At 67.6% G+C, this 16,698-nt stretch carries 13 protein-coding genes; 6 read left to right on the top strand and 7 right to left on the bottom strand.

The window, feature by feature from the left end; translation table 11 throughout:
* Positions 1-50: 50 nt before the first annotated feature.
* The 5 genes from C3Y92_RS15785 to C3Y92_RS15765 form a co-directional block, all read right to left on the bottom strand.
* Complete coding sequence (locus C3Y92_RS15785; protein ID WP_129354126.1) at positions 51-236, bottom strand: hypothetical protein; 186 nt, start codon at positions 234-236, stop codon at positions 51-53.
* Between the two features lie 56 nt (positions 237-292).
* Entirely contained in the window at positions 293-565 is a 273-nt protein-coding gene (locus C3Y92_RS15780) for a TMEM165/GDT1 family protein (RefSeq protein WP_129354124.1), read from the bottom strand.
* Between the two features lie 161 nt (positions 566-726).
* Complete coding sequence (locus C3Y92_RS15775; RefSeq protein ID WP_129354122.1) at positions 727-2,664, bottom strand: molybdopterin biosynthesis protein; 1,938 nt, start codon at positions 2,662-2,664, stop codon at positions 727-729.
* A 211-nt stretch (positions 2,665-2,875) separates the two neighbouring features.
* On the bottom strand, positions 2,876-3,763 hold the full coding sequence (locus C3Y92_RS15770; protein WP_129354120.1) for a carbon-nitrogen hydrolase: 888 nt from the start codon (positions 3,761-3,763) through the stop codon (positions 2,876-2,878).
* Between the two features lie 81 nt (positions 3,764-3,844).
* On the bottom strand, positions 3,845-4,474 hold the full coding sequence (locus C3Y92_RS15765) for a LysE family translocator (protein WP_129354118.1): 630 nt from the start codon (positions 4,472-4,474) through the stop codon (positions 3,845-3,847).
* 88 nt (positions 4,475-4,562) lie between these two features.
* On the opposite strand from C3Y92_RS15765, the gene C3Y92_RS15760 reads away from it, so the two are divergent.
* Positions 4,563-5,537: a glucokinase gene (locus C3Y92_RS15760; RefSeq protein WP_129354116.1), complete on the top strand. Its 975-nt coding sequence runs from the start codon at positions 4,563-4,565 to the stop codon at positions 5,535-5,537.
* Between the two features lie 21 nt (positions 5,538-5,558).
* On the top strand, positions 5,559-6,794 hold the full coding sequence (locus C3Y92_RS15755) for a molybdopterin molybdotransferase MoeA (RefSeq protein WP_129354114.1): 1,236 nt from the start codon (positions 5,559-5,561) through the stop codon (positions 6,792-6,794).
* Between the two features lie 200 nt (positions 6,795-6,994).
* On the opposite strand, the gene C3Y92_RS15750 is transcribed toward C3Y92_RS15755, so the two are convergent.
* Positions 6,995-7,522, bottom strand: a complete 528-nt coding sequence (locus C3Y92_RS15750) for a hypothetical protein (protein ID WP_129354112.1) — start codon at positions 7,520-7,522, stop codon at positions 6,995-6,997.
* A gap of 115 nt (positions 7,523-7,637) precedes the next feature.
* Positions 7,638-8,255, bottom strand: a complete 618-nt coding sequence (locus C3Y92_RS15745) for a recombination-associated protein RdgC (RefSeq protein ID WP_129354110.1) — start codon at positions 8,253-8,255, stop codon at positions 7,638-7,640.
* A 231-nt stretch (positions 8,256-8,486) separates the two neighbouring features.
* On the opposite strand from C3Y92_RS15745, the gene C3Y92_RS15740 reads away from it, so the two are divergent.
* From C3Y92_RS15740 to C3Y92_RS15725, 4 genes are all read left to right on the top strand, one after another.
* Positions 8,487-8,690 carry a hypothetical protein gene (locus C3Y92_RS15740; protein ID WP_043600966.1) on the top strand — a complete coding sequence of 68 codons (204 nt, stop codon included), beginning with the start codon at positions 8,487-8,489 and terminating at the stop codon, positions 8,688-8,690.
* Positions 8,691-9,229: 539 nt separating this feature from the next.
* The gene (locus C3Y92_RS15735; RefSeq protein WP_129354108.1) at positions 9,230-10,429 is read left to right on the top strand and encodes an MdtA/MuxA family multidrug efflux RND transporter periplasmic adaptor subunit; all 1,200 of its coding nucleotides are present in this window, start codon (positions 9,230-9,232) and stop codon (positions 10,427-10,429) included.
* Positions 10,426-13,545 (top strand): multidrug efflux RND transporter permease subunit, encoded by a 3,120-nt coding sequence (locus C3Y92_RS15730; protein ID WP_129354106.1) that lies wholly within the window; start codon positions 10,426-10,428, stop codon positions 13,543-13,545. Before C3Y92_RS15735 ends, C3Y92_RS15730 begins: the two co-directional genes overlap by 4 nt.
* Entirely contained in the window at positions 13,542-16,673 is a 3,132-nt protein-coding gene (locus tag C3Y92_RS15725) for an efflux RND transporter permease subunit (protein WP_129354104.1), read from the top strand. Before C3Y92_RS15730 ends, C3Y92_RS15725 begins: the two co-directional genes overlap by 4 nt.
* The last annotated feature ends 25 nt before the right edge of the window (positions 16,674-16,698 follow it).

The raw sequence follows: 16,698 nt of genomic DNA, 5'->3' as shown, positions 1-16,698 counted from the left end.
AAATACCATTTCCCCGAAAATGTCCAGGCTAACGAAACCGGCCCCGGCCTTCACTTCGCCGGGGCCAGACGCCGATAGACGGCCCGCAGGAACCCCTCGGCCTCGGCCACGTCAAGGCTCCAGCCCGACACCGTGAGCAACTGGTCCTCAAGGACCGGCCGGGCCTTGGGGGCGACCAGGAATTCCAGCTCGCGCGCCCGGGAGAGACGGAGATACCAACCTATCTCCAGCCCCAACCCTCAGCACTTGTCGCGCAGATCCACGAAAACGCGTTCGTCGTTCATGGCGGTTCCTACAATTTGTCGAAATAAATAAGCGTCCCCATGACCACGAAGGCCACGGCCGCGACCTTCTTGATGATGGCCGGAGACACGAAATTGCAAATGAAGTCCGCAAAGACCACGCCCAGAAGCGAGGTGGCGATCAAGGCCAGACTCGATCCGGCAAAAACCACCCAGGGGTTTCTCGAATCCGCCGCCGTCAGCACGCAGGCCAGCTGCGTCTTGTCGCCCAGCTCGGCCACGAAAATCGTGGCAAACGTCGTCGCAAACAGTTTCCAGTCCATGTTGTCCTCAAGTTGTGGGTGTGGAAGAGGGATGAGGGGAGAATGCCTCCGGCGGCCGGGAGGGGCTCAGCCCCTCCCGGACCCTCCCGAAAGGGAAAAAGGGGGTTGATCAAGGCGAGGGGTTGGCGCGCTTGGGCGCGGCCCTCGCCGCCTAGCGGCGATCAGTCCGGTAGGCCCATGCCCGGCGCCATGATCCGGCCGGTCCAGGCCGTCTCGTAGCCGCCAAGGGCCTCCACCCGGGCGGCGAATTCCCCGCCACGAACGGTCTCCAGCACCGCCTCGATCTTGGGGTCGCCCAGATAGGCCGTGGGCACCACCAGATCGTAGCGCTCCCGGGCCAGGGGCACGAAATCCAGCCCCAGGGCCTTGGCCGCCGCATAGACGCCCAGGCCGCAGTCGGCCGCGCCCGTGCCCACGTTGACGGCAACCGCCATGTGGGTGTGCTCCTCGCGGCCATAGCCCGACACCCGGGCCGGATCAATGCCGGCCTGGGCCAGATGGTAGTCGAAGAGAATGCGCGTGCCGGCCCCGCGCTGGCGGTTCAAGTACCGCACCTTGCCGTCGGCCAGATCGGCCACGCCGGCAATGCCCAGCGGATTGCCCGGGGCCACGATGAGCCCCTGCTGGCGTACGGCCAGATTGATCACCGTCACGGGAAGATTGGGCAGGTACTTGGCCAGGAACGGGAAATTGTAGTCGTTGGTCTCGGGATCAAACAGGTGCGTGCCGGCCACCATGGCCGCGTCGTTGCGCAGGGCGATCAGTCCGCCCATGCTGCCCACATGGCTCGACGCCAGCCGGATGGCCGGGGTACGGCGCATGAGCAGATCGGCCAGGAGATCCAGCGTGTTGTCGTGGCTGCCCACGCACACGAGCGTGCGGGCAAGCTCCCCCGGATCGCAGAGCAGCTCGGCCGTGACTTCGGCCCCGGCTTCCAGCCCTTCGGCCGCGGCCGGGAGTTGCGTCACGGCTTGGGCCTTGGTCAGGGTGGAAATGCTGCCCGCCCCGCGCGACAGCGGCAGGGCCACATGGCGCTCCCCGACCTTGCCCACGGCCAGACGCACGAAATCCACCATGCCGATGCGCGACGGCACGCTGCGGGCAAGGGAAGCGGTCACGGTCTGCTTGCTGCGCGGTTCGACCCGGGACAGCCAGCAGGCCAGGGGATAGAGCAGCCGCTCGAAACAGACCACGGCGCTGACCGGATAGCCCGGCGCGCCAACCAAGAGCTTACCGCCCTCGGCCACGCCCAATAGCGACGGCTTGCCCGGCATGGCCGCCACGCCGTGCACCAGGACCTCGCCGAACCGCTCCATGGTGGCCCGGGCGAAATCCTTGCTCCCGGCCGAGGAGCCGGCCACCGTCACCACGATGTGGGCGTCGGATGCGATGCCCTCCCGCACCGCCTCGGCCAAAGCCTCGGGATCGTCGGAAACCGGCGGCACCCGCTCGCAGACAAAGCCCCATTCGTCGGCCAGGGCGCACAAGAGCATCGAATTGCTCTCCACCACCTGGCCCGGCCCGGGAGCCGGGCGCGAGGTGAAATCCATGACCTCGTCGCCGGTGGGGATCACCCGGATGCGGATGCGCTCGTAGACCGACACGTCATACGCGCCGCAGGACAACAGCGCCCCCACGTCGTAGGGCGTGATGCGGCGATGGCGCGGCAAAATCATCTCCGTGGCCACGATGTCCTCGCCAATGCGCCGCACATGGGCAAAAGGGGCCACCGGAGCCTCGATGCAGGCCGCCTCGCCGTCCATGACCACGTTTTCGATCATCACCACCGCGTCGAACCCGGTCGGCAGTGGATGGCCCGTGTTGACGAAGACAAAGCCCGTTTCCGGCGCAAGTCGCACCGGCGAGCCTTCGCGGGCGGCAAAGGTCTCGGCCGCGCGCACGGCAATGCCGTCCATGGCCGCGCTGTGGTAGGTGGGCGAGGAATAGCGGGCAATGACCGGCTCGGCCGTGACCCGCCCGGCCGAGCGCTCGGCCCCGACACGCTCCACGCCAACGAGCGTCTCCCGATCCAGCCGCTCCACAACCCGCGCCAGCGCTTCCTCGATGGGAATCGTCCGCAGATAGATATTGCGTCTCATACTAGTGCTGACCTCCGGTCAGGCGGGGGGGAGGAAACCCCTTTTTGGAAAAAGGGGTTTCCTCCCCCCCGCGCCCCCCCTCTTTCCCCTAAAACTTTCAACGGGGGGTGATATGGTGGATGCCCCATATGAAAATAATTGAGGGGTCCGGGGGGATCATCCCCCCGGCGGGGCTCGGGGCAGCGCCCCGATCTTCTCGCTTCTCTACACGCTACTGGCCGTACAACTTGCCCAGGCCGCCGTAGGCGTCGATGCGGCGGTCGCGCAGAAACGGCCAGTGGCGGCGGGTGGTTTCGATGGTTTGGGGGTTGATTTCGGCCAGCAGGATGTCTTCGGTGACGATGCCGGCCTGGGCGATCATTTGCCCCGAGGGATCGGCCACAAAGGACGAGCCCCAGAATTCCAGGGTTTCGCCGTAGCCTTCGCCCGAGCCTTCGCTGCCGACCCTGTTGACGGCGGCCACGTACAGGCCGTTGGCGATGGCGTGGCTGCGCTGGATGGTGATCCAGCTGTCGCGCTGGCGCTCGCCGTATTCGGCCTTTTCCGACGGGTGCCAGCCGATGGCCGTGGGGTAGAAGATGACCGACGCGCCAAGAAGCGCCGTGGCCCGGGCCGCCTCGGGGAACCACTGGTCCCAGCAGATTAGCGTGCCGATGGGGCCAAAGGGCGTTTGGAAAGTCTTAAAACCCAGGTCGCCGGGGGCGAAGTAGAACTTCTCCTCGAAACCCGGATCGTGGGGGATGTGCATTTTGCGGTAGACGCCGAGATGGTCGCCGTCCGGGCCGAGCACGGCCAGGGAATTCTGGTAGCAGCCCGGGCCGCGCCGTTCGTAGAGCGGGGCCACCACGACCACCTTGTGGGCCTTGGCCGCCTCGGCCATGGCGTTTGTGGTCGGGCCGGGGATGGGTTCGGCCAGATCGAAGGCGTCGTGGTCCTGGTTGCGGCAAAAATACGGCGTGGCAAAGAGTTCGGGCAGGCAGATCACCTGCGCGCCGGCCTTGGCCGCCGCCTCGATGCGCTCGGCGGCTTTTTCGAGGGAGGCGGCTACGGTCGTGGCCGGGGCCATCTGGATAAGGCCGATGGTGAAGGGCGCGGCCATGGAGGCTCCTTTGTGGTCGATAATGGGGAACGCGGCATGATACGGACGATTGCCCCAAAGGACAATGTCCCGCCCGGCCGTTTAGCTGGCGAGGCCCAGCAGGGAGAGTCCCTGCCTGACGAATCCCCAGGCAAAGTAGAGCAGCGAGGCTCCCAGCGCGGCCATGAACAGCCGGTAGCCGCGGCTGGACAAGAACCGCCGGAAGCGTCCGGCCAGCCCGGCGGCCAGGATTTTGGCCCCGACGATGCAGACGTAGAAGGTGGCCAGATAGGCGATGGGGCCGGCCGGGCCGGAACGGGCCGCTTCCAGGAGGTAGGGCACGCCCACGGTGGCCCAGAACAGGTAGGGGTGGGGATTGGAAAAATTGGCGGCCACGCCGCGCAACACCGAGCGCGGGGCCTTGGCCGGATCGCCGGCGTCCGGGGGCGGGGCCTGGAAGCAGTCATAGGCGTAGCGGCACAGCAGCGCCGCCCCGGCCAGGGCGACGACGCCAAGGACGGCCGGCGTGCCTGTGAGGCGCGAGAGCAGCAGCCAGGTGGCCAGGATAATGGGCGTGTCGGTGAGGATGGGAGCCAGGGCCACCTTGACGCCCTCGCGGGGGCCATGGGCCAGGGTCTGGGACAGCACCAGGGACAGCAAGGGCCCCGGGGCGAACCCGGCGGAAAGCCCCATGGCCGCCCCGGCCAGGGCGGCGCTTGCGAGGTCGGCCATGCTTGCGTTTCCTTGCGCGCCCCGGCTACACTGCCGTCGGCGTGGGCTTTTCCTGCCGCAAACGCCCACCGCTTGCAAGGAGACCGACATGGCCGACGCCGCCGTCCCCGCCGCCAAACATCTGCTGGCTGCCGACATTGGCGGCACCTCCAGCCGCTTTGGGCATTTTCTGCTGGCCCCGGACGGCGCACTGACCCTGTCCTGCCAGGTGCGCCTGTCCACCCAGGCGGCGGCGTCTTTTGACGAACTCTTGGCCGCTCTGCCGGCGGCCGGGTTTGATCTTTTGCCGGCCCAGGCGGCGGCCGCTGTTTTCGCCGTGCCCGGGGCGGTGGTGGGACGCCGGGTGCGGTTCGCCAACATCGCCTGGAAGCTTGATCTCGACGCTCTTGAAGCCCGGCATGGCCTGAGAAACAGCGCCTGCGCCAACGATTTTCTGGCCCAGGCCCACGGTTGCCGCCTGCTTGGGGATACGGCCGAGGTGGTGTTGCCCGGCGAGTCGGACCCGGGCCAGGTCCAGGCCGTGGTTGGAGCCGGCACGGGCCTGGGCCATGCCTGCCTGGCCCCGCTGCCCGGCGGCGGCTTGCTGGTCCTGGCTTCCGAGGCCGGCCAGACGGCCATGCCCTTTGTCGGCCCGGAAGAGGCCGCCTTTGCCGCCTCTCTGCGCCAGGCCACCGGCGAGGCCTACGCCCGCCGCGACACCGTGGTGACCGGGGGCGGATTGGCCCATCTGCACCGTTTTCTGACCGGCGACGCCCTTTCCCCGGGCGAGGTCGGGCGGCTTCTCGCCCCGGACAGCCCGACGGCGGCCTGGTTCGCCCGTTTCTACGGCCGGGCCGTGCGCGACTACGCCCTGACCGTGGTGGCCGCCGGCGGCGTCTATTTGAGCGGCGGCGTGGCCGCCAAAAACCCCTTGCTGGTGCGGCATCCCGAATTCGCCCGGGAATTTTACGCCTCCCCCACGTACGGCGATTTTTTGCGCACCGTGGCCGTGCAGCTGGTGCGCGACGAGGACGTGGGCCTCTACGGGGCCGCCGCCATGGCGCGTGGTCTGCTCCAAGCCTGACAGAACAGAAGGATGTTATCCATGCGCGACGGTTTTTTTCGGGCCGTGTCCACGGCCGAATTTCGGGATCTTCTCCACGGCTTTGCCCCCCTTGGCCTGGAGACCGTGCCCCTTGGCGCGGCCTGCCGCCGGTTTTTGGCCGCCGACGTCGTCTCCGGCGAGGACCTGCCCCTGGCCAGCCGGGCTTCCATGGACGGCTACGCCGTGCGGGCGGCCGAGGTTTTCGGGGCCGGCGAGTCCAACCCTGGCTACCTTGACTTGGCCATGGACATCCCCATCGGCGTCATCCCGGAGGCGGCCTTGCCGCCCGGACATTGCGCCCGCATCGTCACCGGCGCGTTTTTGCCGGCCGGGGCCGACGCCGTGGTCATGGTGGAATACGCCGAGGACCTGGGGGCGGGAGCCATTGAGATTCGCCGTCCCGTGGCCCCGGGCGACAACGTGATGCTGGCCGGCGAGGACGCCCGGCGCGGCGAGACGGCCCTTGGGGCCGGCACGCGCCTGCGCCCCCAGGAGATCGGGCTGTTGGCCGCCCTGGGCGTGGTTGACGTGCCCGTGGGCAGGATGCCCTCGGTGGCCCTGCTCTCCACCGGCGACGAACTCGTGCCGGCCGAGGCCACGCCGCAACCAGGCCAGATCCGCGACGTCAACAGCCACGCCCTGGCCGCCATGCTGGCCCAGGCCGGAGCCGCAGCCACAACCTTTCCCCTGGTGCCCGACGACCTCGATTCCATCCGGGACGCCCTCAAAACCGCGGCCGAGGGCCACGACCTGACCCTGCTTTCGGGCGGCAGTTCGGTTGGCGCGCGCGATTTCACCCTGGAGGCCTTAAAAAGCCTTGGCGCGGAGGTCCTGGCCCACGGCGTGGCCATCAGCCCGGGCAAGCCGACCATCCTGGCCAGCCTTTACGGCAAGCCGGTCATCGGCCTGCCCGGTCAGGTAACCTCGGCCCAGGTGGTGCTGGACGTCTTCGGGCTGCCGCTGCTGGCCCATCTGGCCGGCGACAAAGCCGCCTTCGACCGCGCCCCGCGCACCTTCCCGGCGCTTTTGTCGCGCAACGTGGCTTCCAAGCAGGGCCGCGAGGACCATGTCCGGGTGCGCCTGGAGCACCGCCCGGGCGAGCTGCCCCTGGCCCATCCGGTGCTCGGCAAGTCCGGGTTGCTCAAGACCCTGCTCATGGCCGACGGCCTCATCGTCATTCCGGCCGACCTCGAAGGCCTGGCCGGCCAGGCCGTGGTGGCGGTGCGGCCTATTTAAGCCTTGCCATCGGTTACGTCGGCAAGCGGGCCAGCCGCGATTGCGTCATCTCCAAAAGCTGTTCCGCGTCGTTGGCGTGCCGTTGGCGCAAAACGCGGCGGGCGGCCCTGAGGCCGCCCGTCATCCGTTCCATCGCCCTGGCTGGCCGCCTCAGGCCCCGGCCGCCGAGCATCTTCTCTTCTCTCTCTGCCCTCTACACCCTACACCCCTTCGCGCAGCCATTCGCCGAAGTCGGAGAGTTCGCCGGGCCAGCCGGGGCTTAAGCGGACGGCCAGGAACTGGGCGTAGAGGGCGTCGAAGAAGCTGGTGCATTTTTCGATGAGAAACATTTTTTCCAGCACCTTGGCGTCGGGATCTTCGCCTTCCTCGCTGCGGGTGTCGATCTTGGGCGGCCGCAGGGCATTGAGGGTGAAGTCGTCGGCCTTGACGGTAACTGTCCAGGTTTCGCCGTCCTGTTCGAAGCGAATCAGCGCCCGGTCCACGCGTTTGCCGCTTTTGACGCCCAGGCGGGCCTCGGCGAACTGGGCGTGGGGGCCGGAGACGGTGGCGGTTTCGGCTTCCTCGCCCACGCCGCCGCGCACGGAAATTTTTTGTTCCAGGTAGACGTTGACTTCGGAGTCGTCGGGCAGCTTGAAGAGCCAGCCGCTTTTTTCGCTTTTAAACCACAGCCAGGTCAGGAAGTCCTGTCCGAGCACCGGGTTTTTGGCTTCGGCCATCATCGAGTCCATACTATCTCCATAACCGCATTGGTCCGTCGTTGCGCCAAGGGGCGCGGCCCAGGGGCGGGGGTCCGGGGGGATGATCCCCCCGGCGGGGTCCAGGGGCAGCGCCCCTGGCCTCTCCTTAACCGCCGAACTGGCTGGGTTCGAGGTGTTCGATGGCCAGGCCTTTTTCCACGCCGACGATGCGTTCGGCCAGGTAGGCCGGGGTCTGGGGTTCCAGGTGCATTTCGAAGGTGGCGGTGAAGTTGTCTTCGAAGAGTTCCTGGATCTTGCCGTTGGTGGTGCACAGCCAGATGACCTGGTCGATGGTGTTCCAGACGATTTCAAAGACGGCGGGGATGGGCAGGGCGCGGGACATGAGGGACAGTTTGACGCGCTCGGCGATTTCCTTTTTGCGGTCCTTGGAGACGAAGACCTTGCCTTCGTCCTTCATCTGTTCCTTTTCGTGGTCAATGGCCAGGCGCAGGTGTTTCTTGAACACGGCCGGGGAGATGCGCCGGGTGTCCAGGCGCAGGGCAAAGGCCAGGTAGTGGCCTTTTTCCGGCGGCGAGCCGCGCCATTCGGTATCGAGGTAGTCCTCGAAGGAGGTCCAGCCGAAGGAGCGTTCGTCGGCGGTGTTGTCGATGTCCACGAAGGCGTATTTCTTGAGCCGGTCCGGCGCTTCGCGCAGGGCCTGCTTGTTCACTTCGCCCACGATGCGGTAGCGGGTGAACCCGCCGCTGGCGGCTAAAAGTCCCAAGGCGTCCTCCTTTTCGCGCCGCTTGGCCGGCGCGTCCTGGCGATGGGGTCCGGCAAGCTCATAGATCAATTCGCGGCGTCGCGCCAGGGGCGGGGGAGGGGCGGGGCAGGCCGGCGCGTCGGGCGGCGCGGGGATCGGGCAGGGAGGAGAAACAGTTGGCATTGTAACGGCTTGGTCGATTTTGCCTTGGCCCGTCCTATGCATTGGGAAAGGGAAACGGAGGTGTCGACCATGGCCGTGTGGAACGTCAACCATAGCGACGGCAAGATGCGGTTCGGCTCGTACACCCGCAAGGCCACGACGCCCTCCGGGTGCAACGAGCCCTTCAAGAACGCCTACTGGTGTCCCAAGCGTAAGTGGTTTTCCAAGGAACCGTGCCCCTTTAGCAATCGTTTCGAGTGCATGAGCTTCGCCCGGCTGTGCGGCGGGGTGTAGCGCAAAAAGGACCGCCGCGCCGAGCATGGGCGCGGCCAACCAGCCGACACGCGGCCGGAACTGCCCGAGAGCGGGGGTGTTCCGGCCGCTTTTTCATGGAGTTTGCCGACAGCGGCGGGGGATTTTGGCGCGGGGGACGTATAAAATTGTCGTGACCGGCGCAAAATTGTCGCTCAAGCGAACATTTTCGCTTGGGGTGGCGGCCGGCCATGGCCCGCAAGCGCCGTTGCCGCCGGGCCGCTTCCGGGCGGAGCGTCTTGGGGGAGACGGCGGTCCATGGGACTCGTCGCCCGGCGGCGCAACCATTCGGGCTGCTCGTCCGACCAGGGCCCCAGCGAAGGCGGTTTGGGACATGGCCGTGGCCGGAGAGGCGAAGCTGCTGGCGATTCCTGACAAAATGGAAGGTTGGCCTTCCGCGGTCCGCCCGATATACTTTCCAGATGTAACTTTTTGGGCGTCGGCCGCGACGTGCCGGTGCGACGCCGGCAACGGCCGGCGGCGCTCCAAGGCCATCCCAGCATAAAGAAGGATCACCTGCGATGACGATACGACATGATGGACCACGGCCGCGCCGGCCCTTGCGCTGGCTGCTCATGGGGTTGGCGGCAATAGTCGTGGTCGGGTTTTTTTGGCGGCAATACGGCGGCGACGGTCTGGCCCAGCCGGGCGGGCCACCGCCGGGCGGACCTGGCGGCATGGGGCCGCAAGTGGTCTCGGTGACCACCTCGCCGGCCCGGGTCGGCACGGCGGCGGTGACGCTTTCGGGCATCGGCACGGTGACGCCGCTGCGCACGGTGACGGTCAAGAGCCGGGTGGACGGCGAGCTCATGGAAGTGCTCTTTGAGGAAGGCCAGCTCGTCAAGGAAGGCCAGCTCCTGGCTCGCATCGATCCGCGTTCCTACGCCGCCCAGCTCGACCAGTACCAGGGCCAGTTGGCCAAGGACACGGCACTGCTGGAAAACGCCAAGGCCGACCTCACGCGCTACGACAACCTGTCCAAAAAAGACATGGTGGCCGGCCAGACCCGGGACACCCAGGCCTCGCTGGTGCGCCAATACGAGGCGGCCATCCGCACGGACAAGGGACTTATCGACAACGCCAAGCTGCAAATCGAATACAGCCGCATCAGCGCGCCGGTGACCGGCCGGGTGGGGCTGCGCAAGGTCGACGCCGGCAACATGATCAAGGCGGCCGATTCCACCGGCCTGTGCGTCATCACCCAGGTGTCGCCCATCAGCGTACTCTTTACCCTGCCCGAGGACCAGCTGCCCCAGGTGGCCACGCGGCTTCGGGCCGGCGAGAAGCTGCCGGTCACGGCCTATGACCGCACCATGACCAAGGCTCTGGCCAAGGGAACCCTCGCCACCCTCGACAACCAGATCGACACGGCCACCGGCACGGTGAAGCTGCGGGCGATCTTCGACAACGCCGACGAGGCGCTTTTCCCCAACCAGTTCGTCAACGCCGAGCTGTTGCTGGAAGAGCGGGGCGGCGTGCTCCTCGTGCCGGCGGCGGCGGTGCAGCGCGGCCCCAAGGGGGCCAGGGCCTATGTGGTCGATGCGTCCGGCGTGGCCGCCTCGCGCCCGGTGACCGTGGGCTTGGCCGTGGGCCAGGACGTGGTCATCGAGTCGGGGCTGGCGGCCGGCGAGGTTGTGGTGGTGGAGGGGGCCGACCGGCTGCGCGACGGAGCCAAGGTGGAGGCGCGCAACGCCGGCGGAGCGGTGGCCGCCAAGCCATGAACCTGTCGCGCCCGTTTATCCTGCGGCCCGTGGCCACCACGCTCCTCATGGTCGCGGTGGTGCTGGCCGGCCTGACGGCTTATTTCCAGCTCCCGGTCTCGGCCCTGCCCCAGGTGGACTATCCCACCATCCAGGTGCGGACGTTTTATCCCGGGGCCAGCCCCGATGTCATGGCCTCGGCCGTGACCGCGCCCTTGGAGCGCCAGTTCGGCCAGATGCCGGGCCTGACCGAGATGACCTCGGTGAGTTCGCCCGGGGCCTCGGTCATCACCCTGCAATTCGCCCTGAGCCTGAGCCTCGACGTGGCCGAGCAGGAGGTCCAGGCGGCCATCAACACGGCCACCAGCCTGCTGCCGGGCGACCTGCCCACGCCGCCGGTCTACAGCAAGGTCAACCCGGCCGACGCGCCCATCCTGTCGTTGGCCCTTACTTCCGAGGCCATGGAACTGACGGCGGTGCAGGATTTGGCCGACACCCGTCTGGCCCAGAAGATTTCCCAGCTTTCCGGCGTGGGCCTGGTCAGCGTGGCCGGCGGCCAGCGGCCGGCCGTGCGCGTGGAGGTCAACCCCACGGCCCTGGCCGCTTACGGCATTGCCGTGGAGGACGTGCGGACGGCCATCGCCGCGGCCAACGTCAACAAGGCCAAGGGCGGCTTCGACGGTCCGCGCCAGTCGTCGATTCTGGAAACCAACGACCAACTGCTCACGGCCGACGAATACAAGCCGCTCATCGTCAGCTACCGCGACGGCCGGCCGGTGCGCCTGTCCGACGTGGCCAGCATCCGCACCGGCCCCGAAGACGTGCGCCAGGCCGCCTGGGTGAACGGCAAGCCGGCCATTGTCCTCAACATCCAGCGCCAGCCCGGGGCCAACGTCATCGCCGTGGTGGACCGGGTCAAGGCCATCCTGCCCCAGCTGCGCGCGGCCCTGCCGGCCGCCGTGGACCTGTCCGTCCTGACCGACCGCACCGTCACCATCCGGGCTTCCATCGACGATGTGCAGATCGAGCTGCTGCTGGCCGTGGTCCTGGTCGTCGGCGTCATTTATCTGTTTCTCCACGACGTGCCGGCCACGCTCATTCCGGGCACGGCCGTGCCGCTGTCGCTTATCGGCACCTTTGGCGTCATGTATCTGCTGGGCTATGGCCTCAACAACCTGACGCTCATGGCGCTGACCATTGCCACCGGCTTCGTGGTGGACGACGCCATCGTCATGATCGAAAACGTGGCCCGCCATGTGGAGGAGGGCACGCCGCCCATGCAGGCGGCGCTTAACGGCGCGGGACAGATCGGCTTCACCATCCTGTCGCTGACCGTTTCCCTGGTGGCCGTGCTCATTCCGCTGCTGTTCATGGGCGACGTGGTGGGCCGGCTTTTCCGCGAATTCGCCGTGACCCTGGGCGTGGCCATTTTGCTGTCGGCTGTGGTGTCGCTGACGCTGACCCCCATGCTCTGCGCCCGGCTTCTTGGCCGGTCGGGGCACAACGGGCAGTCCGGCGGGGGCCTGGTCGCCCGGACTTTTGGCGCGGCCTTCGGGGCCATGACCGCCTTCTACGACCGTACCTTGGTGGTGGTCCTGCGCCATCAGGGCGCGACGCTCCTTGTGGCCGTGGGCACCGTGGTGGCCACGGTCTGGATGTACGCCGCCGTGCCCAAGGGCTTTTTCCCGGTCCAGGACACGGGCGGGCTGTCCGGGGTGTTCGAGGCCCCGTCCGCCGCCTCGTTTGCCGCCATGGGCGAGGGTCAAGCCGGGCTGTCGGAAATATTGGCGGCCGATCCGGCCGTGGCCTCCACCGCCATCTTTGTCGGCGTGGACGGCGTCAACCCCAGCCCCAACGTGGGCCGCATCGCCGTGGAACTCGTGCCCAAGGCCTCGCGCACGGCCGACGCCGCCGGCGTGGCCCGGCGGCTGGAAGAAAAGACCCACCGCCTGCCGGGGATGAGCGTGGCGCTTTCGCCCGTCCAGGACCTGACCGTGGACGCCCGGGCCGGCCGCGCCCAGTACCAGTACGTGCTGGAAACCCCCAGCTCCCGCGATCTGGCCCTGTGGACGCCGCGCTTTGTCGAGGCGCTTGCCGCCCGGCCGGAAGTGCGCAACGTCTCCCACAACCTGGCTCTGGGCGGCAAACGCTTAAACGTCGTCATCGACCGGGTGGCCGCCGCCCGCTATGGGCTGACTCCCGAGGACATCGACAACGCCCTTTACAGCGCCTTTGGCCAGCGCCAGATCTCGACCATGTTCACGGAACTCAGCCAATACCGGGTGGTGCTGGCCATGGACCCGGCCATGGCCACCGGTCCCGAGGCCCTGTCCCTGGTGCGGCTGCCGACCTCCGGCGGCGGCCAGGCTCCGCTGTCGGCCGTGGCCACGGTGACCGAGGGCGAAGCGCCGCTCGTGCGCAACCGCCAATCCCAGTTCCCGGCCGCCACGGTCTCCTTTGACGCCGCGCCCGGGCATTCCCTTGGCGACGCCGTGGCCGCCGTGGCCGCGGTGTCGGCCCGGATCGGGATGCCGGCCAGCATTGCCGGCGATTTCACCGGCGCGGCCAAGGCTTTCGGGGAGTCGCTCAAAAACGAGCCGCTGCTCATCCTGGCCGCGCTGATCACCGTCTACATCGTCCTTGGCGTCATGTACGAGAGCTTCATCCACCCGGTGACTATCCTGTCCACCCTGCCTTCGGCCGGGGTGGGCGCGGTGGGGGCCTTGTGGCTGTGCGGCGAGGATCTCGGCATCATGGCCGTCATCGGCATTATCCTGCTCATCGGCATCGTGAAGAAAAACGGCATCATGATGGTGGACTTCGCCCTGTCCGCCGAGCGCGAGCGGGGGCTTTCCCCGGGCGAGGCCATTTACGAGGCCTGCCTGCTGCGTTTTCGGCCCATCATGATGACAACCATGGCGGCGCTTCTCGGCGCGTTGCCCCTGGCCCTGGGTTCGGGCGTGGGCAGCGAGCTGCGCCGGCCCCTGGGCATCGCCATCGTGGGCGGCCTTGTCGTCAGCCAGGCGCTCACGCTTTACACCACGCCCGTCATCTACCTCTTCTTCGAGCGTCTGGCCGGCCGCCGCGAGACGACCCCGCCCATGGCCGCCGGGAACGAAGAAGCCGGAACCGTATGAATCTGCCGGAAATCTGCATCCGTCGCCCGGTCGGCACGGCCTTGTTGACGCTGGCCCTGATGCTGGCCGGAGCCATCGCCTTCAAGCTCCTGCCGGCCGCCGCCCTGCCCCAGGTGGATTTCCCCACCATCTCGGTCCAGGCCCAGCTGCCCGGGGCCGAGCCCGAGACCATGGCCACGTCCGTGGCCGCGCCCCTGGAACGCCAGTTCGGCCGCATCGCCGGGGTGACGGAAATGACCTCCACCAGCGGCCGGGGGTCGGTCCAGATCAATCTGCAATTTGATCTGTCGCGCGACATCAACGGCGCTTCCCGGGACGTCCAGGCCGCCATCGCCGCCGCCCGGGGCGAGCTGCCCTCGACCCTGCGCCAGAATCCGACCTACCGCAAAATGAACCCGGCCGACGCGCCCGTCATGGTGCTGGCGCTGACTTCGCCCACGGTGTCGCGCGCCGCCATGTACGACGTGGCTTCCACCGTGCTCCAGCAAAAGCTGGCCCAGGTCGAGGGCGTGGGCCAGGTGTTCGTGGGCGGCGGAGCCCTGCCGGCCGTGCGGGTGAGCGTCGATCCGGCCAAGCTGGCCCAGCAGGGCTTAAGCCTGGAAAACGTGCGCGGACTTATCGCCAAGACCACGGTCAACCGGCCCAAGGGCCGGGTCGAGTCCGGCGACACGGCCTATGAGATCGACGTCAACGACCAGCTCCACAAGGCGGCCGAGTACCAGCCGCTTATCCTGTCCTATAAAAACGGCGCGGCCGTGCGCCTGTCCGACGTGGCCACCGTCACCGATTCGGTGGAGGACGTGCGCACCGCCGGGCTGGTAGGCGGCACGCCGGCCGTCATGATCATCGTGTTCCGCCAGCCCGGGGCCAACATCATCGAGACCGTGGACAACGTCCGGGCGCTTTTGCCCGAGCTTGTCGCCTCGCTGCCCGGCGACGTGAACGTCTCCGTGGAGATGGACCGCAGCCCGCCCATCCGGGCCTCCCTGGCCGAGGTGGAATTCACGCTTGTCCTGTCCTGCCTGCTGGTCATCGCCGTGGTCTGGGTGTTTCTGGGGAGCTTTCGGGCCACGCTCATCCCGGCCGTGGCCACGGTGGCCTCCCTGGTCGGCACGTTCGCCGTCATGTATTTGTTCGACTATTCCCTGGACAACCTGTCGCTCATGGCGCTGACCATCGCCACCGGGTTTGTCGTGGACGACGCCATCGTGGTGGTGGAAAACGTGGCCCGTCACCGCGAAGCCGGCCTGGACCCCCGGCAGGCGGCCATGGTCGGTTCCCGGGAAGTGGCCTTCACCGTGGTGTCCATGAGCCTGTCTCTGGTGGCGGTTTTCATCCCCATCTTTTTCATGGGCGGGGTGGTGGGCCGGCTTTTCCGGGAATTCGCCGCCGTGCTGTCCATCGCCATCCTGCTGTCGCTGGTGCTGTCGCTGACGGCCACGCCCATGCTGTGCGCCGTGGTCTTCGGGCACGGGGCCGGGGCGGGCGGCCATGGCCCGGGCCGGCCGGGCTTTTTCGCCCGGGCCTTTGCCGCCCTGGCCCGGGGCTACGCCCGGGCCCTGGAAGCGGCCCTTGGGCATCCCAAAACCATGCTGGCCGCCACGGCCGCCGCCCTGTGCGGCGCGGTCTGGCTCTATATCATCATTCCCAAGGGCTTTTTCCCGGAACAGGACACCGGCCGGCTCATGGGATTTATCCAGGCCTCCCAGGACAGCTCGTTTCAGTACATGGAAGGGCGGCTGGCCGAGATCGTCAGCGTCATCAAAAACGACCCGGACGTGGAAAGCGTCACCGGCTTTACCGGCGGCGGCGGCGGACCGGGCGGCGGCTCGGTCAATTCGGCCCAGATGTTCGTGACCCTCAAAGCCCAGGACAAACGGCCGCCCATCCAGGTGACGCTTTCGCGGCTGCGCAAGTCCCTGGCCAAGCTGCCCGGGGCCCAAGCCTTTCTCATGCCGGCCCAGGAACTGCGCCTGGGCGGCCGGCCGGGCAAGGCCCTCTACCAGTTCTCGCTTCTGGGCAACGATTTCGCCGAGCTGACCCAGTGGACGCCCAGGGTCGAGGAGCGGCTGCGCAAGCTGCCCCAAGTCACCGACGTCATCGCCGACCAGCAGGCCCGGGGGCTTATGACCTCGGTGACGGTGGACCGCGACGCGGCCTCGCGCCTGGGCGTGTCCATGGTCGACATCGACGCCGTGCTCTACGACGCCTTCGGCCAGAGCCTGGCCGGCGTGTCCTATGCCGAGGTCAACCAGTACCGGGTGGTCCTGGACGCCGACCCGCGCATCTGGGCCTCGCCCGAGGGCCTGCGCCACGTCTATGTGCCCGGCAGGGACGGCAAGCAGATTCCCTTGACCACCATCGCCAAGGTGGAGGACAAGCTGACACCCTTGTCCGTCTTTCACCAAGGGCAATTTCCCTCGGCCACCATCTCGTTTAATCTCGCCCCCGGGGTTTCGCTCTCCCAGGCCGCCGACGCCATCGGCCAGGCGGCGGCGGGCCTGGGGCTGCCGGCGACCATCCGCACCACCTTCGCCGGCACGGCCCAGGCCCTGGGCGATTCGCTCAAAAACCAGCCCCTGCTCATCCTGGCCGCGCTGGTTGCCGTCTACATCGTCCTTGGCGTCCTCTACGAGAGCGCCATCCATCCCGTGACCATCCTCTCGACCCTGCCGTCGGCCGGCCTTGGCGGCGTGGCCGCGCTCATGGCCTTCAAGCTTGATCTGTCCATCATCGCCGTCATCGGCATTGTGCTGCTCATCGGGATCGTGAAAAAAAATGGCATCATGATGGTGGATTTCGCCCTGGAAGCCGAACGCGCCCGAAACCTCGGCCCGCGTGAGGCCATCACCGAGGCTTGCCGGATGCGCTTTCGGCCCATCATGATGACCACCCTGGCCGCGTTGCTGGGCGCGCTGCCTCTGGCCTTCGGCCATGGCGCAGGCTTCGAGCTGCGCCGGCCGCTGGGCATCGTCATCGCCGGAGGACTGGTGGTCAGCCAGATCATGACGCTTTTCACCACGCCCGTGATATATCTCTACCTGGATCGGCTGCGGTGGCGCTTTGGCGGCCAGCGCGGATACGCCGATACAGAGCCAGCAGCGACGTCCGGGGAAAATGCAGGATAGGATTTCCGGTATTTTTGATTGTCGG

The organism is Solidesulfovibrio carbinolicus, from assembly GCF_004135975.1.
Taxonomy (GTDB): Bacteria; Desulfobacterota; Desulfovibrionia; order Desulfovibrionales; family Desulfovibrionaceae; genus Solidesulfovibrio; species Solidesulfovibrio carbinolicus.
This window is presented reverse-complemented; position numbering and strand designations above follow the sequence as displayed.

Bases quoted from the DNA above. Each gene is read 5' to 3' on its own strand.
- C3Y92_RS15780 (WP_129354124.1), bottom strand. From the start codon at position 565: ATGGACTGGAAACTGTTTGCGACGACGTTTGCCACGATTTTCGTGGCC.
- C3Y92_RS15775 (WP_129354122.1), bottom strand. From the start codon at position 2,664: ATGAGACGCAATATCTATCTGCGGACGATTCCCATCGAGGAAGCGCTG.
- C3Y92_RS15770 (WP_129354120.1), bottom strand. From the start codon at position 3,763: ATGGCCGCGCCCTTCACCATCGGCCTTATCCAGATGGCCCCGGCCACG.
- C3Y92_RS15765 (WP_129354118.1), bottom strand. From the start codon at position 4,474: ATGGCCGACCTCGCAAGCGCCGCCCTGGCCGGGGCGGCCATGGGGCTT.
- C3Y92_RS15760 (WP_129354116.1), top strand. From the start codon at position 4,563: ATGGCCGACGCCGCCGTCCCCGCCGCCAAACATCTGCTGGCTGCCGAC.
- C3Y92_RS15755 (WP_129354114.1), top strand. From the start codon at position 5,559: ATGCGCGACGGTTTTTTTCGGGCCGTGTCCACGGCCGAATTTCGGGAT.
- C3Y92_RS15750 (WP_129354112.1), bottom strand. From the start codon at position 7,522: ATGGACTCGATGATGGCCGAAGCCAAAAACCCGGTGCTCGGACAGGAC.
- C3Y92_RS15740 (WP_043600966.1), top strand. From the start codon at position 8,487: ATGGCCGTGTGGAACGTCAACCATAGCGACGGCAAGATGCGGTTCGGC.
- C3Y92_RS15735 (WP_129354108.1), top strand. From the start codon at position 9,230: ATGACGATACGACATGATGGACCACGGCCGCGCCGGCCCTTGCGCTGG.
- C3Y92_RS15730 (WP_129354106.1), top strand. From the start codon at position 10,426: ATGAACCTGTCGCGCCCGTTTATCCTGCGGCCCGTGGCCACCACGCTC.
- C3Y92_RS15725 (WP_129354104.1), top strand. From the start codon at position 13,542: ATGAATCTGCCGGAAATCTGCATCCGTCGCCCGGTCGGCACGGCCTTG.